19 protein-coding genes and 1 riboswitch are annotated in these 17,073 nt (G+C 68.9%); of the genes, 15 read left to right on the top strand and 4 right to left on the bottom strand.

From position 1 onward, the window contains the following. On the top strand, positions 1 to 206 hold a 206-nt coding region (locus CK505_RS16195; RefSeq protein ID WP_176475294.1), incomplete at its 5' end, for a transposase. Between the two features lie 714 nt (positions 207 to 920). Here CK505_RS16195 and CK505_RS16205 read toward each other — a convergent pair. Continuing rightward, positions 921 to 1,808, bottom strand: a complete 888-nt coding sequence (locus CK505_RS16205) for a F510_1955 family glycosylhydrolase (RefSeq protein WP_047804189.1) — start codon at positions 1,806 to 1,808, stop codon at positions 921 to 923. A 158-nt stretch (positions 1,809 to 1,966) separates the two neighbouring features. Here CK505_RS16205 and CK505_RS16210 point away from each other — a divergent pair, with 158 nt between their 5' ends. The 9 genes from CK505_RS16210 to CK505_RS16245 all read left to right on the top strand — a co-directional run bounded on the left by CK505_RS16210 (position 1,967) and on the right by CK505_RS16245 (position 9,394). Beyond that, a complete protein-coding gene (locus tag CK505_RS16210; protein ID WP_047804188.1) occupies positions 1,967 to 2,668 on the top strand; it encodes a response regulator transcription factor in 702 nt (233 codons plus the stop codon). Next, positions 2,665 to 3,810: a cell wall metabolism sensor histidine kinase WalK gene (locus tag CK505_RS16215; RefSeq protein WP_095651720.1), complete on the top strand. Its 1,146-nt coding sequence runs from the start codon at positions 2,665 to 2,667 to the stop codon at positions 3,808 to 3,810. Before CK505_RS16210 ends, CK505_RS16215 begins: the two co-directional genes overlap by 4 nt. 94 nt (positions 3,811 to 3,904) lie before the next feature. Beyond that, a complete protein-coding gene (locus CK505_RS16220) occupies positions 3,905 to 4,237 on the top strand; it encodes a heavy-metal-associated domain-containing protein (RefSeq protein WP_058874192.1) in 333 nt (110 codons plus the stop codon). A gap of 52 nt (positions 4,238 to 4,289) precedes the next feature. After that, positions 4,290 to 6,536, top strand: coding sequence for a heavy metal translocating P-type ATPase (locus CK505_RS16225; protein WP_095651721.1), 2,247 nt, complete (start codon positions 4,290 to 4,292; stop codon positions 6,534 to 6,536). Positions 6,537 to 6,574: 38 nt separating this feature from the next. After that, on the top strand, positions 6,575 to 7,246 hold the full coding sequence (locus CK505_RS16230; RefSeq protein WP_047804184.1) for a DUF305 domain-containing protein: 672 nt from the start codon (positions 6,575 to 6,577) through the stop codon (positions 7,244 to 7,246). 73 nt (positions 7,247 to 7,319) lie between these two features. After that, complete coding sequence (locus CK505_RS16235; protein ID WP_047804183.1) at positions 7,320 to 7,583, top strand: SHOCT domain-containing protein; 264 nt, start codon at positions 7,320 to 7,322, stop codon at positions 7,581 to 7,583. Between the two features lie 136 nt (positions 7,584 to 7,719). After that, positions 7,720 to 7,776, top strand: coding sequence for a hypothetical protein (locus CK505_RS19095; protein WP_238986074.1), 57 nt, complete (start codon positions 7,720 to 7,722; stop codon positions 7,774 to 7,776). A 98-nt stretch (positions 7,777 to 7,874) separates the two neighbouring features. Next, positions 7,875 to 7,970 (top strand): hypothetical protein, encoded by a 96-nt coding sequence (locus tag CK505_RS19100; RefSeq protein WP_331457110.1) that lies wholly within the window; start codon positions 7,875 to 7,877, stop codon positions 7,968 to 7,970. 89 nt (positions 7,971 to 8,059) lie between these two features. Beyond that, positions 8,060 to 9,394 (top strand): APC family permease, encoded by a 1,335-nt coding sequence (locus CK505_RS16245; RefSeq protein ID WP_075872539.1) that lies wholly within the window; start codon positions 8,060 to 8,062, stop codon positions 9,392 to 9,394. A 71-nt stretch (positions 9,395 to 9,465) separates the two neighbouring features. Here the strand turns inward: CK505_RS16245 and CK505_RS16250 are convergent, their stop codons facing one another. Together CK505_RS16250 and CK505_RS16255 are read right to left on the bottom strand one after the other, a co-directional pair. Further along, on the bottom strand, positions 9,466 to 10,173 hold the full coding sequence (locus tag CK505_RS16250) for a DUF305 domain-containing protein (protein ID WP_047803067.1): 708 nt from the start codon (positions 10,171 to 10,173) through the stop codon (positions 9,466 to 9,468). Positions 10,174 to 10,397: 224 nt separating this feature from the next. Continuing rightward, positions 10,398 to 10,808, bottom strand: a complete 411-nt coding sequence (locus tag CK505_RS16255; protein ID WP_047803066.1) for a four-helix bundle copper-binding protein — start codon at positions 10,806 to 10,808, stop codon at positions 10,398 to 10,400. On the opposite strand from CK505_RS16255, the gene CK505_RS18280 reads away from it, so the two are divergent. From CK505_RS18280 to CK505_RS16275, 5 genes are all read left to right on the top strand, one after another. Then, on the top strand, positions 10,807 to 10,995 hold the full coding sequence (locus tag CK505_RS18280) for a hypothetical protein (RefSeq protein WP_141246848.1): 189 nt from the start codon (positions 10,807 to 10,809) through the stop codon (positions 10,993 to 10,995). The two genes, CK505_RS16255 and CK505_RS18280, sit on opposite strands and share 2 nt — an antisense overlap. A 413-nt stretch (positions 10,996 to 11,408) precedes the next feature. Further along, a riboswitch (cyclic di-AMP (ydaO/yuaA leader) is annotated at positions 11,409 to 11,599 on the top strand. 5 nt (positions 11,600 to 11,604) lie between these two features. Further along, positions 11,605 to 12,267 carry a C40 family peptidase gene (locus CK505_RS18580; RefSeq protein ID WP_047803065.1) on the top strand — a complete coding sequence of 221 codons (663 nt, stop codon included), beginning with the start codon at positions 11,605 to 11,607 and terminating at the stop codon, positions 12,265 to 12,267. Between the two features lie 318 nt (positions 12,268 to 12,585). Next, the gene (locus tag CK505_RS16265; RefSeq protein ID WP_095651722.1) at positions 12,586 to 13,287 is read left to right on the top strand and encodes a DUF305 domain-containing protein; all 702 of its coding nucleotides are present in this window, start codon (positions 12,586 to 12,588) and stop codon (positions 13,285 to 13,287) included. A gap of 563 nt (positions 13,288 to 13,850) precedes the next feature. Beyond that, positions 13,851 to 14,570 (top strand): response regulator transcription factor, encoded by a 720-nt coding sequence (locus CK505_RS16270; RefSeq protein ID WP_176337449.1) that lies wholly within the window; start codon positions 13,851 to 13,853, stop codon positions 14,568 to 14,570. Between the two features lie 65 nt (positions 14,571 to 14,635). Then, positions 14,636 to 15,715 (top strand): cell wall metabolism sensor histidine kinase WalK, encoded by a 1,080-nt coding sequence (locus CK505_RS16275; protein WP_047803064.1) that lies wholly within the window; start codon positions 14,636 to 14,638, stop codon positions 15,713 to 15,715. 107 nt (positions 15,716 to 15,822) lie between these two features. Here the strand turns inward: CK505_RS16275 and CK505_RS16280 are convergent, their stop codons facing one another. Beyond that, a complete protein-coding gene (locus CK505_RS16280) occupies positions 15,823 to 16,974 on the bottom strand; it encodes a heparan-alpha-glucosaminide N-acetyltransferase domain-containing protein (RefSeq protein ID WP_255250987.1) in 1,152 nt (383 codons plus the stop codon). Between the last annotated feature and the right edge of the window lie 99 nt (positions 16,975 to 17,073).

The raw sequence follows: 17,073 nt of genomic DNA on the forward strand, positions 1-17,073 counted from the left end.
AGTCGATCAACGCCCGCTACCGGCGGGCGGTGCGGGCGCGCGGGCACTTCCCGAACGAGGCTGCTGCGCTGAAGTGCCTCTACCTCGTCACCCGGTCTCTTGATCCGACCGGCGGCGGTAGAGCACGCTGGGTGATGAGGTGGAAGCCGGCGCTGAACGCGTTCGCGATCACCTTCGCCGGACGGTTCGAGAGAACCACTCACTGATGAAAACCGCCGGACCCCACACACCGTTTATCGGACAGTCCCGGAGCGCATGGATGCCAGACGCCCAAGGGCCGACATGGAGCCCGGCCGCTAACCGGCCATATGTAAAGAAGGTCGCGTCGAGCTACTGATGCAGCCAGTGTCCGCGGATCAATCAGCGATAGCGCGTTTGGTCCCTGAGTTCTAGGGTGGGAGATCCGCCAGGAAATTTCTGCTTCGTCAGCAGAAGCGTGCACTTCGGGCAGGGCCGGGTCTCGCCCTGGTGGTCCCGCAGAAGCATTGCCAGATCCTGGTGCCGGTGCTCCACTGGAAAGACGAGCCTGTCCTGGGCCCGTACGTCCAAGGGGGATCATCATGGCTGGTCACGACAAGCAGGCCGAGCACACCAAAGCAGAACACACTCACGGAGAGAACTGCGGGCACGAGACCGTTGAACACGGCGATCATGTGGATTATCTCCACGACGGTCACCGGCATGCGGAGCATGAGGACCACTACGACGAGTGCGCGTAGCCTGCCCCCGGCATCCTTCAAGAGGCCCCTGCAGAGAGCAGGGGTCTCTTGTTCTGCCCCGGCATCGGTTGAGGGACAGCTCCTGCTGCCCTGCTCCAGGCGCGCACATTGACGGGCATTGTGGGCGGGCATTGTGCGTGAACGCTTGAGACGTGGGCGTGCCAGGGAGACTCGTCCACGAGCGGGTGAACGTGAACGGGGTCAAAGCAGCTGTTCGATGGTGTTCCCGCCGTCGGTGGTGCGCAGCACGGTTCCGTCGGCCACGAGCAGGGCCTCAGTCTCGCCTTCCTCCGTGAGCCCGGCCCCCAGGGCGGTGATCTCCCCGATCGGCTGGTCACTGGCCGTCCAGGTTTCCCCGGCATCTGCGCTGGTCAGCAGGTTCCCGTCGACCCCGGCCCCGACGATGGTCTTGTCGTCGGCCCAGGCGATCAGGGACATCAGCTGCGGGGTGTCCAGGGTGTCCCAGGTGGCACCGTCGTCCTGGGAGCGCATGACGCCGTCCTCGGTGGTGGCCAGGATGGTGCCTGTGCCCGGGGCGATCGCCAGGGCGGCCGGGGCGGAGGGGATCTCGAGGGTGTCCCAGGTGCGCCCGTCGGAGCTGGCGCGCAGCTGCCCATCGAAGCCGAGCACCCCGTTCGGACCGGCGGCCAGGGTGTGGAAGTCCGATTCCCCGCCCCTCGAGAGCACCTCCCAGGTCTCGCCCTGATCGGTGGATTCGATCAACCCGACCGGTTCGGGCAGATCGGTGCCGATACCGGGGTGGCCCGAGGCCAGATAGCGGCCCTCGGGCGTGACGGTGAAGCCCATCAGGTCCACGACCGGACTTGCCTGAGTCAGTTCCCCGTCCTGGAGACGGAACAGCCCTTCATGGGTGGCCAGCAGGATCACCCCTGCTCCTGCTCCTGCTCCTGCGCCGCCTCCGGTCACCGTGTCGCGGGTGATGGCGTGCACATGGGTGATCGCCGTGCCGGTGCTGCTCGCTCCGGCCGGTGCCGGGCTCTCCGCCGGGGAAGTACACGCGGCCAGGGCGCCGGTGCCGAGCAGGCCGAGGCCGCCCACGAGCAGGGTTCTACGGGTCAGGGGGTTCATGGGTCCTTTCCGCCTCGCACCACACTGCGAGGGCCATCCACCATTGTCGACCGGTCGGGGAGGGACCCTGTGGCGTTCTCCGTGAAGGTTTGGCGAAGATTCCTCCCCCGACCAGTCTCCGGCACGAATGCGGTGCGGACGGAGGGGACACTGAAGTCATGGATTCTGGCATCGATGCGGTGACCGGGCGGGTGCTGGTGGTCGACGACGAGAAGCCCCTGGCCCGGATGATCGCCACCTACCTCACCCGCGCCGGCTATGACGTGGCCACCGCCCACACCGGGCCCGACGCCGTGGAGGCCGCCCGCAGCCGGAGCTTTGATGTGGTGGTGCTGGATCTGGGGTTACCCGGGCTGGACGGGATCGAGGTGTGCCGCAGGATCCGGGGCTTCTCCGAGTGCTACGTGCTGATGCTCACCGCCCGCGGGGACGAAGACGACAAGCTGGCCGGCCTGGCGGCCGGGGCCGATGACTACATCACCAAGCCTTTCAGTGTGCGTGAGCTCGTCGCGAGGGTGGCCGCGGTGCTGCGCCGGCCCCGCACGACCGTGACTGCTGTGGAGCCGGCCCGGGTGTTCGGGGACCTGACCGTCGATCTCACCGCCCATGAGGCGCGGGTGGTCGGTGAGCCGGTGGGGTTGACCCGCACCGAGTTCGACCTGCTGGCCGCCCTGACGGCGCGGCCGCACCAGGCGTTGTCCCGTCGTCAGCTCATCGACACCGTGTGGGACCCGGCCTGGGTGGGCGATGAGCGGCTGGTGGATGTGCACATCGGTCACCTGCGCCGGAAACTCAGTGAGGATCAGAGCGCCTACATCGACACCGTGCGCGGGGTCGGCTATCGGATGGTGAGCCGGTGAGCGGCCGGCGGCACAGCTGGGGGTTGGCCTCCCGGTTCTTCCTGGCCCAGGCCATCGTGGTGGCCGCCAGCATCCTCGCCGCCGTGGCCGTGGCCTCCTTGGCCGGGCCCCCGATCTTCCACGAACACCTGATCATGGCCGGGCACTCGGAGAACTCCCCGGAACTCCTGCACGTGGAGCAGGCCTACCGTGACACCAACCTCATCATCCTGGGGGCGGCCCTGAGCACTGCTGTGGTGTGCGCGGCGGCGGTGACCTGGTTCTTCACCCGCCGCCTCCAGCGGCCCCTGGCCGCACTTACCCAGGCGGCCCAGTCCATGGCCCGCGGGCGCTACGACACCCGGGTCCCGGCCCTGGGTGCCGGCACCGAGGTGGACGCGGTCGCCACCTCGTTCAACACCATGGCCACCCGTCTGCAGCGCACCGAGGACACCCGCCGGCGGATGCTCTCGGACCTGGCCCACGAGATGCGCACTCCGATCTCGGTGCTCTCCGTCTACTGCGAGGCTCTCCAAGACGGGGTGACGCACTGGGACGAGGCCACCGGGGAGCTCATGACCGACCAGCTGGGACGCCTCACGCGCCTGGTCGAGGACATCCACGACGTCTCCCGGGCCGAGGAGGGCCGGATCGAGCTGGAGCGCACCGCACAACCCGTCGACGAGCTGCTGCGCACCGCCGTCGAGGCCCACCGGGAGGCCTACGCCGCCAAGGGCGTGCATCTGGTGCTCGAGGCGCAGGATGCCGCCGGGGTCGTGGAGGTGGACCGGCAGCGGATGGGTCAGGTGCTGGGCAACCTGCTCACCAACGCCCTGCGCCACACACCGCCCGGTGGCACGGTGACCGTGCGCGCCGCCGTCCACGGCCCCGGCCGTCTCGGCCTGGTCGTGGCCGACACCGGCTACGGGATCGCCGCCGAGAACCTGCCCCAGGTGTTCGAGCGCTTCTGGCGCGGGGACACCGCCCGGGACCGCGACCACGGCGGCTCCGGGATCGGCCTGACCATCTCCCGGGCCCTGGTCGAGGCCCACGGCGGAACGCTGAACGTCAGCTCCTCCGGTCCCGGAGCTGGGACGGTCTTCACCGTGGAGCTACCCCGCCCCACCCGGCACCGCCCCCGTGAAACCACGGTCGCCGCATGACCCCACGCTTGCAACATACCCCTGGGGGGTATATACCTGGGGGTGGTGAGGACGTATCCGGTCCTACCGCCCGAATCGATCGAAGGAGCTTCACATGAGCCACGAGACCCGCTCCCCGTTGCCGATGGCCTCCACCGGCTGCGCCTGCTGCGCACCCGCCCCCGCCGCCGATCACGCGGCTCCTGCTGCTGGGACGGCTTCCGCTACCGGCACGACGTCGACCTACCAGGTTCAGGGCATGACCTGTGGCCACTGCGCCACCAGCGTCACCGAGGAGCTCACCGCCCTGAAGGGTGTGAGCGAGGTGCACGTGGACCTGGTGGCCGGTGGGGCCTCCACCGTCACGGTCACCGCCGAACACCCGCTGAGCACGGAGGCGGTCCGCACCGCAGTGGAAGAAGCCGGTTACACCCTCGTCACCGCCTGACGAGACCGACCACCGCCCTGGCCCGCCAGGGACCTGCGCGAAAAGGAACGCCATGAGCACCCCGCAGCACCACGACCGCCCCACCGCCCCGGGCCAGGCGCACACCGGCCACGACACGGACCACCCCGCCGATCACCACGGCGCGGCCCACCGCGGCCGGCACGCCGATGCCGACACCCACGGGCAGGCCATGCCGCACGCCCACGCCCACTCGGCGGTGGACGAGGACCACCAGGTCCACACCCACGGCGAGCACGCCGGGCACTCCACGGCGATGTTCAAGAACAAGTTCTGGCTCTCGCTGGTACTGGCGATCCCCGTAGTGGTCTTCTCCCCGATGGTCGGGCACCTGCTGGGTTACCACGTCCCCGAGTTCCCGGGCTCTACCTGGATCCCTCCGGTGCTGGGCACCGTCATCTACCTTTACGGTGGTGCCCCGTTCCTGCGCGGCGGGCTCACCGAGCTGAAGTCGAAGCAGCCGGGGATGATGCTGCTGATCGCCATGGCCATCACCGTCGCCTTCGTCGCCTCCTGGGTCACCACCCTGGGGATCGGCGGGTTCGACCTCGACTTCTGGTGGGAACTGGCCCTGCTGGTGGTCATCATGCTGCTGGGCCACTGGATGGAGATGCGCGCCCTCGGGGCGGCCTCCTCCGCCCTGGACGCCCTGGCCGCGCTGCTGCCCGACGAGGCCGAGAAGGTCGTCGACGGCGACACCGTCACGGTGCCCGTCGCCGAGCTGGCCGTGGGCGACGTCGTGCTCATCCGCCCCGGGGCCCGGGTCCCGGCCGACGGGGAGATCGTCGACGGGACGGCCGAGTTCGACGAGTCCATGATCACCGGCGAATCCCAGGCCGTCGCCCGCACCGTGGGCGAGACGGTGGTCGCCGGGACCGTGGCCACCGACACCACCGTGCGCGTGCGGGTGGAAGCCGTCGGCGCCGACACCGCCCTGGCCGGGATCCAGCGGATGGTCGCGGCCGCCCAGGAGTCCTCCTCCCGGGCCCAGGCCCTGGCCGACCGTGCCGCCGCGCTGCTGTTCTGGTTCGCCCTGGCCGCCGGCATCCTCACCGCCATCGCCTGGACGGTCCTGGGCAGCCCCGACGACGCGGTGATCCGCACCGTGACCGTGCTGGTCATCGCCTGCCCGCACGCCCTGGGCCTGGCGATCCCGCTGGTCATCGCGATCTCCACGGAGCGCGCGGCGAAGGCCGGGGTGCTGATCAAGGACCGGCTGGCCCTGGAGCGGATGCGCACCATCGACGTGGTGCTCTTCGACAAGACCGGGACCCTGACCGAAGGGGCGCATGCCGTCACCGGCACGGCCCCTGTCCCCGGGGTCTCCGAGGGTGAGCTGCTGGCCTGGGCGGCGGCGGCCGAGGCCGACAGCGAGCACCCCGTGGCCCGGGCCATCGTGCGCGCCGCCGCCGAGCACCCCGAGGCCCCCCGGCTGGGCCTGCAGGGCACCGGTTTCCGCGCGGCCACCGGCCGCGGCGTGAAGGCCACCGTCGACGGGGCCGAGGTCCTGGTGGGCGGGCCGAACATGCTGCGCGAGCTCGACCAGGACACCCCCGAGCCGTTGCGGGCGGGCGTGGACGAGTGGACCAGCCGCGGCGCCGGGGTCCTCCACGTGCTCCGGGACGGAGCGGTCATCGGTGCCCTGGCCCTGGAGGACAAGGTCCGCCCCGAGTCCCGCGCCGCCGTGGCCGCCCTGCAGGACAGGGGGGTGCGCGTGGCGATGATCACCGGCGACGCCCGCCAGGTCGCCGAGGCCGTGGGCGCCGAGCTCGGCATCGACGAGGTCTTCGCCGAGGTCCTCCCGCAGGACAAGGACACCAAGGTCGTCGAGCTCCAGTCCCGGGGGATGACCGTGGCCATGGTCGGCGACGGCGTCAACGACGCCCCCGCCCTGGCCCGGGCCGAGGTCGGCATCGCCATCGGCGCCGGCACCGACGTGGCCATGGAGTCGGCCGGGGTGGTCCTGGCCGGCAACGACCCCCGGTCCGTGCTGTCGATGATCGAGCTGTCGCGGGCCAGCTACCGGAAGATGATCCAGAACCTGGTCTGGGCCGCCGGCTACAACGTGGTCGCCGTGCCCCTGGCCGCCGGGGTGCTCGCGCCGATCGGGATCGTGCTGTCCCCGGCCGTGGGCGCGGTGCTGATGTCGGCGTCCACGATCGTGGTGGCGCTCAACGCCCAGCTGCTGCGCCGCCTCGACCTCGACCCGGCCCATCTGGCCGCCGTCAGCGCCGAGGACCGCCGTCCCGCCGAGCAGTCCACGACTGCCCCCACCCACTGACCCACCGACACAACCGACAAGAAGAGAAGGACACCCCCATGAAGCGAACCACCGCCCTCAGCACCCTCGCCCTGGCCTCCGCCCTGGCCCTGACCGGCTGCGGCACCGGCGCCGACGAGCAGGACACCGGCACGAGCGCGGAGACCGCCGCCCCGGCCACCGCCGCCCCCGAGACCCCCAGCACCACCTCGGCCTCCGAGGAGCCGATCGCCGAAGAGCACAACGACGCGGACGTGATGTTCGCCCAGATGATGGTCCCGCACCACGAGCAGGCCGTGGAGATGAGCGAGACGCTGCTGGCCAAGGAGGAGGTGCCGGCCGAGGTCGCCGATTTCGCCCAGCAGGTGATCGACGCCCAGGGCCCGGAGATCGAGCGCATGAACGCCATGCTCGAGGCCTGGGGCCAGGAGCCCATGATGGAGTCCGGCGGCATGGAGGGCATGGACCACGGCTCCGGGGCGGGGATGAGCGGGATGATGAGCGAGGAGGACATGCAGGCCCTGGAGGACGCCCAGGGCACCGAGGCCTCCCGGCTGTACCTGGAGCAGATGACCGCCCACCACGAGGGCGCGGTCGAGATGGCCCGCGACCAGGTCGAGCAGGGGCAGAACCCGCAGGCCGTGGCCCTGGCCCAGGACGTCATCGAGGCCCAGGAGGCCGAGATCACCGAGATGGAGGGCCTGCTCCAGGGCCTGCCCAGCGGCTCCTGAGACTCCGCAGGTCGTCCGGGGCCGCTACAGGGCGGCCCCGGAACAGCGCCAACTACCACGGAAGGAACCCGTCATGATGTGGGGTGACGGCATGGGGTGGATGTGGCTGTTCTGGCTCCTGCTCATCGGGGGCACGGTGGTGCTGGTCTTCGTGCTGGTGAAGGCGTTCACCAGCGGCTCGGGCGGCGGCACCTGGCAGGGCGGCACCGCGCCGCCGACGACGGGTGCAGGCCCGCGCCGGTCCCGGGAGATCCTCCAGGAGCGCTACGCCCGCGGAGAGATCAACACCGAGGAGTACCGGGAACGCCTACGGACCCTGGAAGAAGGCGACCGGTGAGCCCGCTGAGCCGCCGCCAGCAGCTGTCCCTGGATGCGGCGGAGGAAGACCGGGCCGCATGATGTCCTTCACGATCGACGGGTAAGGGTACGACGCCGAGCGCACCGACCAGCGGGTCCGGGTGGGCACCGTGGAGGTGTGGACCCTGACCAACTCCAGCCCCCTGGACCACCCGGTGCACCTGCACGTGTGACCCCTGCAGGTCGTGGCCGAGGAGGGCCGCGACGTCTCCGCACCGCGGTGGCGGGACGTGGTCAACATCCCGGCCTTCGGGGGGGGGTCACCGTCCGGGTGGCCTTCGACGACTTCGGCGGCCGCCCCGTCTTCCGCTGCCACACCCTCGACCACGAAGACCTCGGCATGATGGGCACCCTCGAGGTCCGCTGAGCGGCGGTGGGCCCGACCCACCGACCTTGTCCGACAACCCCACCGCCGAGAAACGATCGCACCCCGGCAGGAAGGACGTGCAGCTCCCCATGAACGACAGCACGCAGACGCAGCAGAAGCTCTCCCTGACCGGATCCGTCGCCCTGGGCACGGGGGTGATGATCGGTGCGGGCATCTTCGCCCTCGTGGGGCAGGTCGCGGAGCTGGCCGGGGGCTGGGTGCCCTGGGCGTTCCTCGCCGGGGCCGTGGTCGTGGCGTTCAGCTCCTACTCCTACATCCGCTACTCGGCCACCAACCCGTCCTCCGGCGGGATCGCGATGCTACTCAAGGCCGCCTACGGCCCCGGGGTTCTCGCCGGGTCCTTCTCCCTGTTCATGTACGTGTCGATGATCCTGGCCGAGTCCCTGCTGGGCCGCACCTTCGCCTCCTACCTGCTGCGCCCCTTCGGCCTGCAGGACTCCGCGGTGTGGGTGCCGGTGCTGGCGGTGGTGGCCATCGCGGCCGCCGCCCTGGTCAACCTGGTGGGCAACCGGTGGGTGGAGCGCTCCGCCACGGTGACCGCGGCAATCAAGATCGTCGGGATCGCCGTGCTGGCGGTCGCGGGCATCCTCGCGGCAGGGGTGTCCTCCCTGGGCAGGCTGTTCACCGCCGCCGACCGCACCCCACCGGAGGCGGGCTGGCTGGGCTTCCTGGCCGGGACCACCCTGTGCATCCTGGCGTACAAGGGCTTCACCACGATCACCAACCAGGGCGCGGACCTGCAGCAGCCGCAGCGCAACATCGGCCGCTCCATCATGATCTCCATCGCCCTATGCACCGTGCTCTACCTGCTGATCACCGTCGCGGTCACCGGCAGCCTGACCGTGCCGCAGATCGTGGCGGCCCGGGACTACGCCCTGGCCGAGGCGGCCGAGCCGATGTTCGGCGCCTGGGGTGTGACGCTGACCGTGGTGATCGCCGTCGTCGCGACGCTGTCGGGACTGGTCGCGAGCCTGTTCTCGGTCTCGAAGCTCTACGACATGCTCCGCGACATGGGCCAGGCCCCCGGGCTGCCGGGGCAGGAGGGTCACCAGTCCCTCTACATCACGGCCGGGCTGGCGATGCTGATGGCCGCGTTCTTCGACCTGTCCCAGATCGCCTCCCTCGGCGCCATCCTGTACCTGGCCATGGACATCGCCATCCACCTCGGCATCCTGCGCCACCTCAAGGACGATGTCGGGGCCAAGCCCTGGATCCCCGGGATCGCGATCCTGCTCGACGCCGCGGTGCTCGTGCCGTTCGTGCTGCTGAAGGCCCAGTCGGACCCGTTCACCCTGGTGGTCACCGCCGTGGTGGCCCTGATCATCGTCGTCGCACAGTGGGTCGTCGTCCGCCGGCGCGACGGGGCGAACAGCACCGGGCAGCAGCCCCACACTCACCCCTGAAGCCGGTCGCGCGACCGGCTCACGGTGAGGGGCCCGTCGGTGGACGGGCCCCTCACCATGAGCGTGCTCGTTCAGTTCTGGCCGGCCAGCCAGGTGCGGAAGTCCGCGATCTGCGCCTGTTGCGCGGTGATCCCAGCGCTGGAGGCCACCCGCAGCTGAGCATGATCAGCGCGGGACTGCAGCTCGAGGAACTCGACGATCCCGCCGTTGTGGTGCGGGATCATCTTCTGCACGAAAGCGACGTCGAAGTCCTCGCCAGCCTCAACAGCGGCCAGTTCTTCGACCATCATCCGGGTCTCCTCCTCCAGGATCTTCATCTCCTCCTGTGCTTCCTCCGGGGCCTGAGCCTTGGCCTCTTCCGGGGTCAACCCGTACCACTCCTCCAACCAGGTGGTGAACTGGTCGATCTGGTGCTGCTGGCTGGCGATGATGTTCTCCGCGTGGGTGCGGATGTCCGGGCTGGTCCCGCGCTCGAGCTCCAGCTGGGCCATCTCGATCGCGGCCTGGTGGTGGCCAATGATCTCGGCCAGGAAAGTGACCTCCAGCTGCTCGCCCTCCAAACCGGCCAGGGTCTCACCGAATTCGTAGGCGGTCGGGGAGGTGGGATCGGGGCCGAGCATGTCCTCCGGGGCCTGATCCTGGGCGTGGGACGAGACCGGGGTGGTCACCTGTCCGTGGGCGAACACTGGGGCGCTGGCCCCGCCCCACAGGGCCGTGGCGACGACAACGGTGGAGGCGGCGGCCGCCGTGCGACGGCCAGGGAACTGGATGGAACGCATGATGATGTCTCTCTTCCGCAATGAAGGAGCTCGACCCCGAGGTGCCGGCTCGGTCATCAGCCCCGTACCCTGCGCGTGAACAAACCGCGCGGGCAGAGCTGTACTGAACAAGGGGCGGGGGGAAGAGGGAACCCGCATCCGGGCACGCCCGATCAGCCCATCAGGCTCCTCTTTCACCGACGGAGGCCGGTCATCGGCGTCCGTGGGTCAGCGCGAGTCTGGGCTCAGCCCAGGGAGGCGACCAGTGCCGCACAGGCGGCCTCGCAGCGACGGCAGGCCTCAGCACAGATCCGGCAGTGCTCGTGCATGTCCGCGTGCTGCTCGCACTCATCAGCACACGCCTTGCACGCCATCTGGCAGACCCGGATCGCGTCCAAGGTGATGTTCGCGTCGTAGCCGGTGTGCCGGGAGAGCACCCGCCCGGTGGCCTCGCACAGGTCCGCGCAGTCGAGATTGGTGCGGATGCACTTGGTCAGCTCGGCGACCATGTCCTCGGACAGGCAGGCATCGGCACAAGCGGTGCAGGTCTGGGCGCACTCGAAGCAGGCCTCGATACAGGCCGCCAGCTTGCCCTGGTCCACTCCCCCGAGGTCCTTCGGGTAGGTCTCCAGCATCGCGCTCACGTGATGGGTCATGGCTTGCTCCTTCGTCGGTTCGGTCGAGGAGACGAACCGGCCGGAGCCAGCCCGCCATGTCATCGACAGTAAACTGCCGATTCTGTGTGACGCGACCCGAAAGCTTGAAGATTTGATGAAGATCAACGCCTCAAGAATCCGCGATCCCGCCTCACTACCTGGCCTCTACATCGGTGCAGCGGGCTGAATATGGAGATTTCATGAAGAAACCCTGCCCTAAGGCCTCGGAAGGGCACTTCCGAAGCCCTCCCAAACTGTGAGCCACCTTGAAAATCCTCCCCAACAATCTTGGTGCTGGCCCGGCCCGCGCTGAAGACTGCGCATGGTTGCAGAGCCCTGTCGCTGTCGGCTGCGTCCAGCGAAACGCGCGCCACCATGCCATGTGTCCTAGTCAGAGCGCTTTGAAAGACCGGTGTGAGCTACGCGACGGGTCCTGCTGCGTGACGGTTTCACTTCCTCGGGGCGTATTTTTCCGAGGCCGGAATCACAGCTTCCCGCTCCCGACTGAGGAGAGAATCCAGGCCGTGACCTAAACGTGACACTTTCGTTATGGATGGGCTACTGTCCACTGCGTGCCGATGACTGATCCGGTCGGCGCCCTCGTGCACATCGCCGAATTCTGCCGGTGCTCGAGGTTCCTGAAGAGATATCGCTTGGCAGAAGCGGGGGAACCATTTTCGGTCCCGGTGATCCGGGGCCTTGGGGTTAAGCCGGCAGAGCGCGTGCGCTCTGCCGGCCGGGTGTCTCCCACCCGCATCCGACAGCTCACCTCGTAGGCAAAGGGAGGAACTCACCCATGACTGTTTTCAAGCGCCACGCTGCCCGCCACCGTGCCGAGACCACCTCTCACGCCGTGCGCAACACCACGATCGCTGCCACCGCCGGTGCGGTGCTCATCGGCTCCATCGCCCCGGCCCAGGCCTACGCCGAGGTCCCCGCAGAGACCGCCCCCGCCTACGCGACCCCCGCGTCCGCACTGACGACTTACACCTCGGCGGCCTCCCAGCCCGCGGCCGCCCCGCAGACCGTCTCCACCGCCTCTTCCCAGGCCCCGGCCGCGCCCGAGCAGGCTACATCGGCCGTGGCGGTGTCCACCCAATCGGCGGACATCACCGAAATTACCGGCGCCTCCGGGATCGTGGGCACAGCGATGCAGGGAGCCGGCACCGGTTACGTCTGGGGCGGCACGGACTTCGGCGCCTGGGACTGCTCCGGCTTCACCCAGTGGGTCTACGCCCAGCAGGGCATCGACCTCCCCCGCACTAGCCAGCAGCAGTGGGCGGCCGGCACCCTGACCACCGACCCGCAGCCTGGCGACCTCGTCGTCCAGAACGGCGGGGCCCACATCGGGATCTACCTTGGTGGCGGCAAGATGATCTCCGCGCTGAATCCCACCCAGGGCACCTTCGTGCACAGCGTGAATGCCATGCCGACGGTCGGCTACGTCACCTTCCGCTGAGCCAACCCTCCGTCCGCCACGAATGCCGCTCGTGGCGGGCGGCGGGTGTGCCCCCCACCTGATCAGCATCCAGGATCGGTCGGTCAGAACCGGAGATGCCTGCACCCATCCACCGCCGGGGAACACCCCGATCTGGCCGCCTGATGGGCCCGCTCTTGAAGGTTCAGTGAAGATCTACCGCCCAGCCCTCCCAGCCCGGCGAAGCCAGCTGCGGCGGGGCTACCGTGGATGGATCGGTCCGCCTCGACCCGAGGCTGAACAGAGCAAACACCACGATGTGCAGGTCCAGTACGGGCTGCTGCGAAAGAGAGATTCGTCATGACGTCGACGTTCAAGCACCTGGCCGCCGGGACGGCCCTGGCGCTGGCCCTCAGCGGTGCCGGGGCGACCGCGGCGGTCGCGTCCCCGACGCACCAGCCTGCCTCCGCCTCCGCACAGACGGGCGCTGAGCGGCACATGAACCACGACCGCCACTTCGCCGTGATGATGGTCCCCCACCACCAAGGTGCCACCGACATGGCCGAGCTGGCCCTGCAGAAGTCCGAGCGTCCCGAAATCCGTGACCTGGCGGAGAAGATCATCGAGGCCCAGACCGAGGAGATCCAGCAACTGGAAGCAGCGGCCCAGCGGCTGGCCGCCGAGAACACCCCGGGACACCACCACCATGGACACGGCCACCACCACGGCCACGGGCACCACGTCCACGGCCATGGCCATGGCGGCCATGGCCGGAGCATGAATGCCGACATGCAGGGCGCCATGATGGGCGAGATGGACGGCATGGACGGCATGGACGGCATGAGCCTCGAAGAGCTGGCGAAACGGTCCGGGGATGAGTTCGACAAGGCCTTCCTCGAAGAGATGATCGCCCACCACCAGATGGCTCTCGAGATGGCCGAGATGGAGCTGCAGATGGGCACCGACCCCGAGTTGCGAGCCATGGCGGAGAAGATGATCGAGGACCAGCAGGCGGAGATCGAGCTCATGCAGGGCTGGTTGGAGGAGTGGTTCGCGGCCTGATCCAGGACCACGAGCTGGGCCGTCATCGACTGGAACGGGCCGACACCGGGATGTCATGGTCCCCGTCGACCCGTTCCAGCCAGTCCAGTCCAGTGCGGTGATCCCCGACGCGGCACCCGATGGGCGCGCACCCTTCGCGCAGTCAGCAGCACCCCGAACGGTCACCGACCAACCGTAGGTTTGGCAGCACCGCGCCCTCTTGCCTCAGGACACGGCCCCCCTCCCCCTCGCCTGGGGTCCTGTTCCTCCAGCGCGCGCACCGTCACCGAGATGGCCGAGACCACCGGAGTCCCCTCGCCCGGTGGTGGTGGCCGGATCCCGGCCGTGTTGCGTCTGTCCGGGCTCGTGGAGGGGCGACACGCGATCTTCTCAGTGTCCGATATCCCTCTCATCGGCCCGGTGCAGGGGATCGTTAGCCACAGCGACCACCGGTTCACCGGTGAGCCCGGCCACGACGAGTCCACCCCCCTGTTTCGTTTCCGAGGCCTCAGACACGGTCGCCCTGGGACGCTGGGGCTCGCAGCACAGTGTTCATGTCACAGCGATCAGTACCGGGAGGACAGATGACGGATCCGCTCACCGGACGTGTGCTGGTGGTCGACGACGAGGTCGACCTCGCGCAGCTGATCGCGGACTATCTGCGCAAGGCCGGGCTGGAGGTCGTGATGCGCCACGACGGCACGGAGGCGGTGGCCGCGGTACGAAACTTCGCCCCGGACGTGCTGGTGCTCGACCTCGGGCTGCCGGGGATCGACGGGATCGAGGTGTGCCGTCAGGTGCGGACCTTCTCGGACTGCCACGTCCTGATGCTCACCGCCCGGGATGATGAGGTCGACAAGATCGTGGGCCTGTCGATGGGAGCCGACGACTACGTGACCAAGCCGTTCAGCCCGCGCGAACTCGTGGCCCGGGTGCAGGCCATGCTGCGCCGGGTGCGCACCCAGTCCGCACCCGTCCCGGAGCCGGCGGGCCAGGACCAGGGGCTGGTGATCGGGGACCTGGTGGTGGACGGGGACTCCCGCCAGGTGCACCTGGGCGGGGAACCGGTGGCGTTGACGAGGATCGAGTTCGACCTGCTCCTGTGCCTGGCTGCCCGCCCCCAACTGGTGCTCTCGCGCCGGCAGCTGGTGGAGATGGTCTGGGACACGCACTGGACCGGGGACGAGCACCTGGTGGATGTGCACATCGGACGGATCCGCAAGAAGCTCGGCGACGTAGCCACCAGGCCGACATTCATCCACACGATCCGCGGGATCGGCTACCGGATGGGCACCGGGCGATGAGCGCCGCCGTCTCCGACCGGACCCGGGCCTGGTCTTTGTCCTGGAGCCCATTGACGGTGCGATTGATGCTAGCCCAGACCGCAGTGCTGGCCATCGGGCTGATCATCGTGGTGATCACCGCGGTGCTGGTCGGGCCGAACATGTTCTATCACGAGCTCATCGAGGCCGGCCACGCCGATGAGGCCACCGGACTGGTGCACCTGGAGGACGCCTTCCGCTCGGTGAGCCTCACCGCCCTGACCATCGGGGGGCTCCCGGCGCTCTACATCGCCGGGATGCTCACCTTCTACCTCTACCGCACGATCGGGCGGTCCCTGGTCTCCTTCAGCACCGCCGCCCAGGAGGTGGCTGCCGGCAACTACGACGTGCGTGTCACCTCCACCAGCCTGGGCGCGGAGTTCGACTCCCTGGCTGGGTCTTTCAACGACATGGCGGCCAGGCTCGACGCCGTGGACACCACCCGGCGCCAGATGCTGGCCGATCTGGCTCATGAGATGCGCACCCCCCTGGCCAGTCTCAAAGGACATCTAGAGGGCATCGAGGACGGAGTGGTCGAGTGGGATGCACGAACCACGGGCATCTTGTACGCCCAGATCGCCCGGCTGGAGCGACTGGCCCGCGACATCCGCCAGCTCACCGCCGCCGAGGAAGGCATGACCCATCTGCAGCTGACCCTCCAGGACCCGGGCCGGCTGGCAGCCCAGGCGGCCGCGGCCGTCCAACAGGACGCCGCCGCTCAGAACATCTCGGTGACCTCCATCAGCACCGGCATGGAGGTCACACCGGTGCTGGTCGATCAGGAGCGGATGGGACAAGTGTTGGGCAACTTGCTGGAGAACGCCTTACGCCACACCCCATCCGGCGGGGCCGTCACCGTGCGCACCGACCACACCCCGGAGGCGGTCACTGTCACCGTCACCGACACCGGGGAAGGCATCGGCTCCGAGCACCTCCCGCACGTGTTCGAGCGCTTCTACCGCGCCAACACCGGCCGGGAGGCCCACCGCGTGGGCTCAGGCCTGGGACTGGCCATCAGCAAATCCCTGGTCGAGGCCCAAGGCGGGACCCTGGAGGCCACCAGCGGCGGCCCCGGACGCGGGACCAGCTTCCGGATCCACCTGCCCCGCCACACGCCCCCGGACTGACCCCAGCGTCACCAGACCGTTCCGTGACGGCGGCGGGCCGTGCCCGCCGCAGAGAGCACGTCTGCTGCGGCGGGCACGGCCCGTCATGTCGTGGCTACCGGTACAGCCTATCCGTGGCTGTCCTGGGCCGGCCTGCCCAGCACCAGCTGGCGGGTGCCTTTCACGCTGGTGCTGACCACCTTCTCCAGCGGTCCCTGCCCCAGGCTCCGGTGCCAGGCCACCGCGAACAGCGCCGCCACCGCCAGGTGGACCATGAACCACAGGTAGGGCAGCTCGTAGTGGGCCTCGAAGGACAGTGCCACCAAGTGGACGGTGTAGAGGGTCAAGGTCATCACGCCCATCGCCGACAGCGGTAACAACCATGCCCCGATCTTCGGGCCGATCAGCAGGAAGACGCCCAGCACCGCCAGGCTCACCCCAAGGCTGGCCGCGATCGCCAGCGGGGTGTTGGTGTGCGGGGTGGCGATCGCCAACCACCACACAGTCTCCGTGGGCAACGAGTCTGGCCCCCAGACCAGTACATCCTCCAGCTCGTGCTCGCCCATTGAGGAGGCATCCAGCAGCCGCTGGTAACCACCCAAGGCATAGAGCAGGACATAGGAAGTGGTCTGGGCGAAGATCGCCAGCCCCACGCCCACCACCACCAGTCGAGCTTGAACCTCCGTCTTGCGCAGATTCAACCGCCCCAGCCCCAGTCCGACCAGGAGATAGGTCATGTACGGCAGGGCCGGATAGGTCCCGGTCAGCAACAGCTGGGAGGCCGTGGCACCGGGCTGCGTGAGCAGATCCGTGAACGTGGGGTTGTAGGAGACGAATTCGGGCAACGCATTTTGGAGTCCCTGCATCAGCATCGGGGACACCACCCCGAAAAGCACTGCGGAGATGAACAGGGCCTTCGGGCCTGCATGCAGGAACGGAATCGCCAGCAGGAAGAACACCCCGTAGTAGATCAGGATGTTGTAAGCGGGCGGGTCCTCCGACATCAGCGTCCCGATCCACAACCCCACGATCGCGATCAGCACCGCGCGCACCACCAGGCCGATCCGGTCAGCGGTCATCGTCCTACCCTCGTGCGGGTGCCGCCCCCCGGAGGTCAGTGCCAGCCCCACCCCTGCCAGCAGGGCGAACAGGGCCGCTGAGTCCCCCGAGAACAGCCGCAACGACCAGCTCGCTTCCCCGGTCTCCTCGTTCCAAGCCGGTAGCAGATGAATGGCCATCAGCCCGATCAGCGCCAGCCCCCTGGCCGCATCGATCCCCACCAACCGGCGGGTGGGCCTTACCACCGCGTCTCCAAGACCCGCCGGCAAATGCCCTCCCATCCTCGATCCAGTACTCATCATTCCCCCTGTTAACGACAA

This window comes from Kocuria sp. WN036 (assembly GCF_002287015.1).
In the GTDB taxonomy this organism is placed as follows: Bacteria; Actinomycetota; Actinomycetes; order Actinomycetales; family Micrococcaceae; genus Kocuria; species Kocuria rosea.

What these genes read in the sequence shown, in the direction of transcription:
- CK505_RS16205 (WP_047804189.1), bottom strand. Translation starts at nt 1,808, where the DNA reads ATGAACCCCCTGACCCGTAGAACCCTGCTCGTGGGCGGCCTCGGCCTG.
- CK505_RS16210 (WP_047804188.1), top strand. Translation starts at nt 1,967, where the DNA reads ATGGATTCTGGCATCGATGCGGTGACCGGGCGGGTGCTGGTGGTCGAC.
- CK505_RS16220 (WP_058874192.1), top strand. Translation starts at nt 3,905, where the DNA reads ATGAGCCACGAGACCCGCTCCCCGTTGCCGATGGCCTCCACCGGCTGC.
- CK505_RS16225 (WP_095651721.1), top strand. Translation starts at nt 4,290, where the DNA reads ATGAGCACCCCGCAGCACCACGACCGCCCCACCGCCCCGGGCCAGGCG.
- CK505_RS16230 (WP_047804184.1), top strand. Translation starts at nt 6,575, where the DNA reads ATGAAGCGAACCACCGCCCTCAGCACCCTCGCCCTGGCCTCCGCCCTG.
- CK505_RS16235 (WP_047804183.1), top strand. Translation starts at nt 7,320, where the DNA reads ATGATGTGGGGTGACGGCATGGGGTGGATGTGGCTGTTCTGGCTCCTG.
- CK505_RS16245 (WP_075872539.1), top strand. Translation starts at nt 8,060, where the DNA reads ATGAACGACAGCACGCAGACGCAGCAGAAGCTCTCCCTGACCGGATCC.
- CK505_RS16250 (WP_047803067.1), bottom strand. Translation starts at nt 10,173, where the DNA reads ATGCGTTCCATCCAGTTCCCTGGCCGTCGCACGGCGGCCGCCGCCTCC.
- CK505_RS18280 (WP_141246848.1), top strand. Translation starts at nt 10,807, where the DNA reads ATGGCTTGCTCCTTCGTCGGTTCGGTCGAGGAGACGAACCGGCCGGAG.
- CK505_RS16255 (WP_047803066.1), bottom strand. Translation starts at nt 10,808, where the DNA reads ATGACCCATCACGTGAGCGCGATGCTGGAGACCTACCCGAAGGACCTC.
- CK505_RS18580 (WP_047803065.1), top strand. Translation starts at nt 11,605, where the DNA reads ATGACTGTTTTCAAGCGCCACGCTGCCCGCCACCGTGCCGAGACCACC.
- CK505_RS16265 (WP_095651722.1), top strand. Translation starts at nt 12,586, where the DNA reads ATGACGTCGACGTTCAAGCACCTGGCCGCCGGGACGGCCCTGGCGCTG.
- CK505_RS16270 (WP_176337449.1), top strand. Translation starts at nt 13,851, where the DNA reads ATGACGGATCCGCTCACCGGACGTGTGCTGGTGGTCGACGACGAGGTC.
- CK505_RS16275 (WP_047803064.1), top strand. Translation starts at nt 14,636, where the DNA reads ATGCTAGCCCAGACCGCAGTGCTGGCCATCGGGCTGATCATCGTGGTG.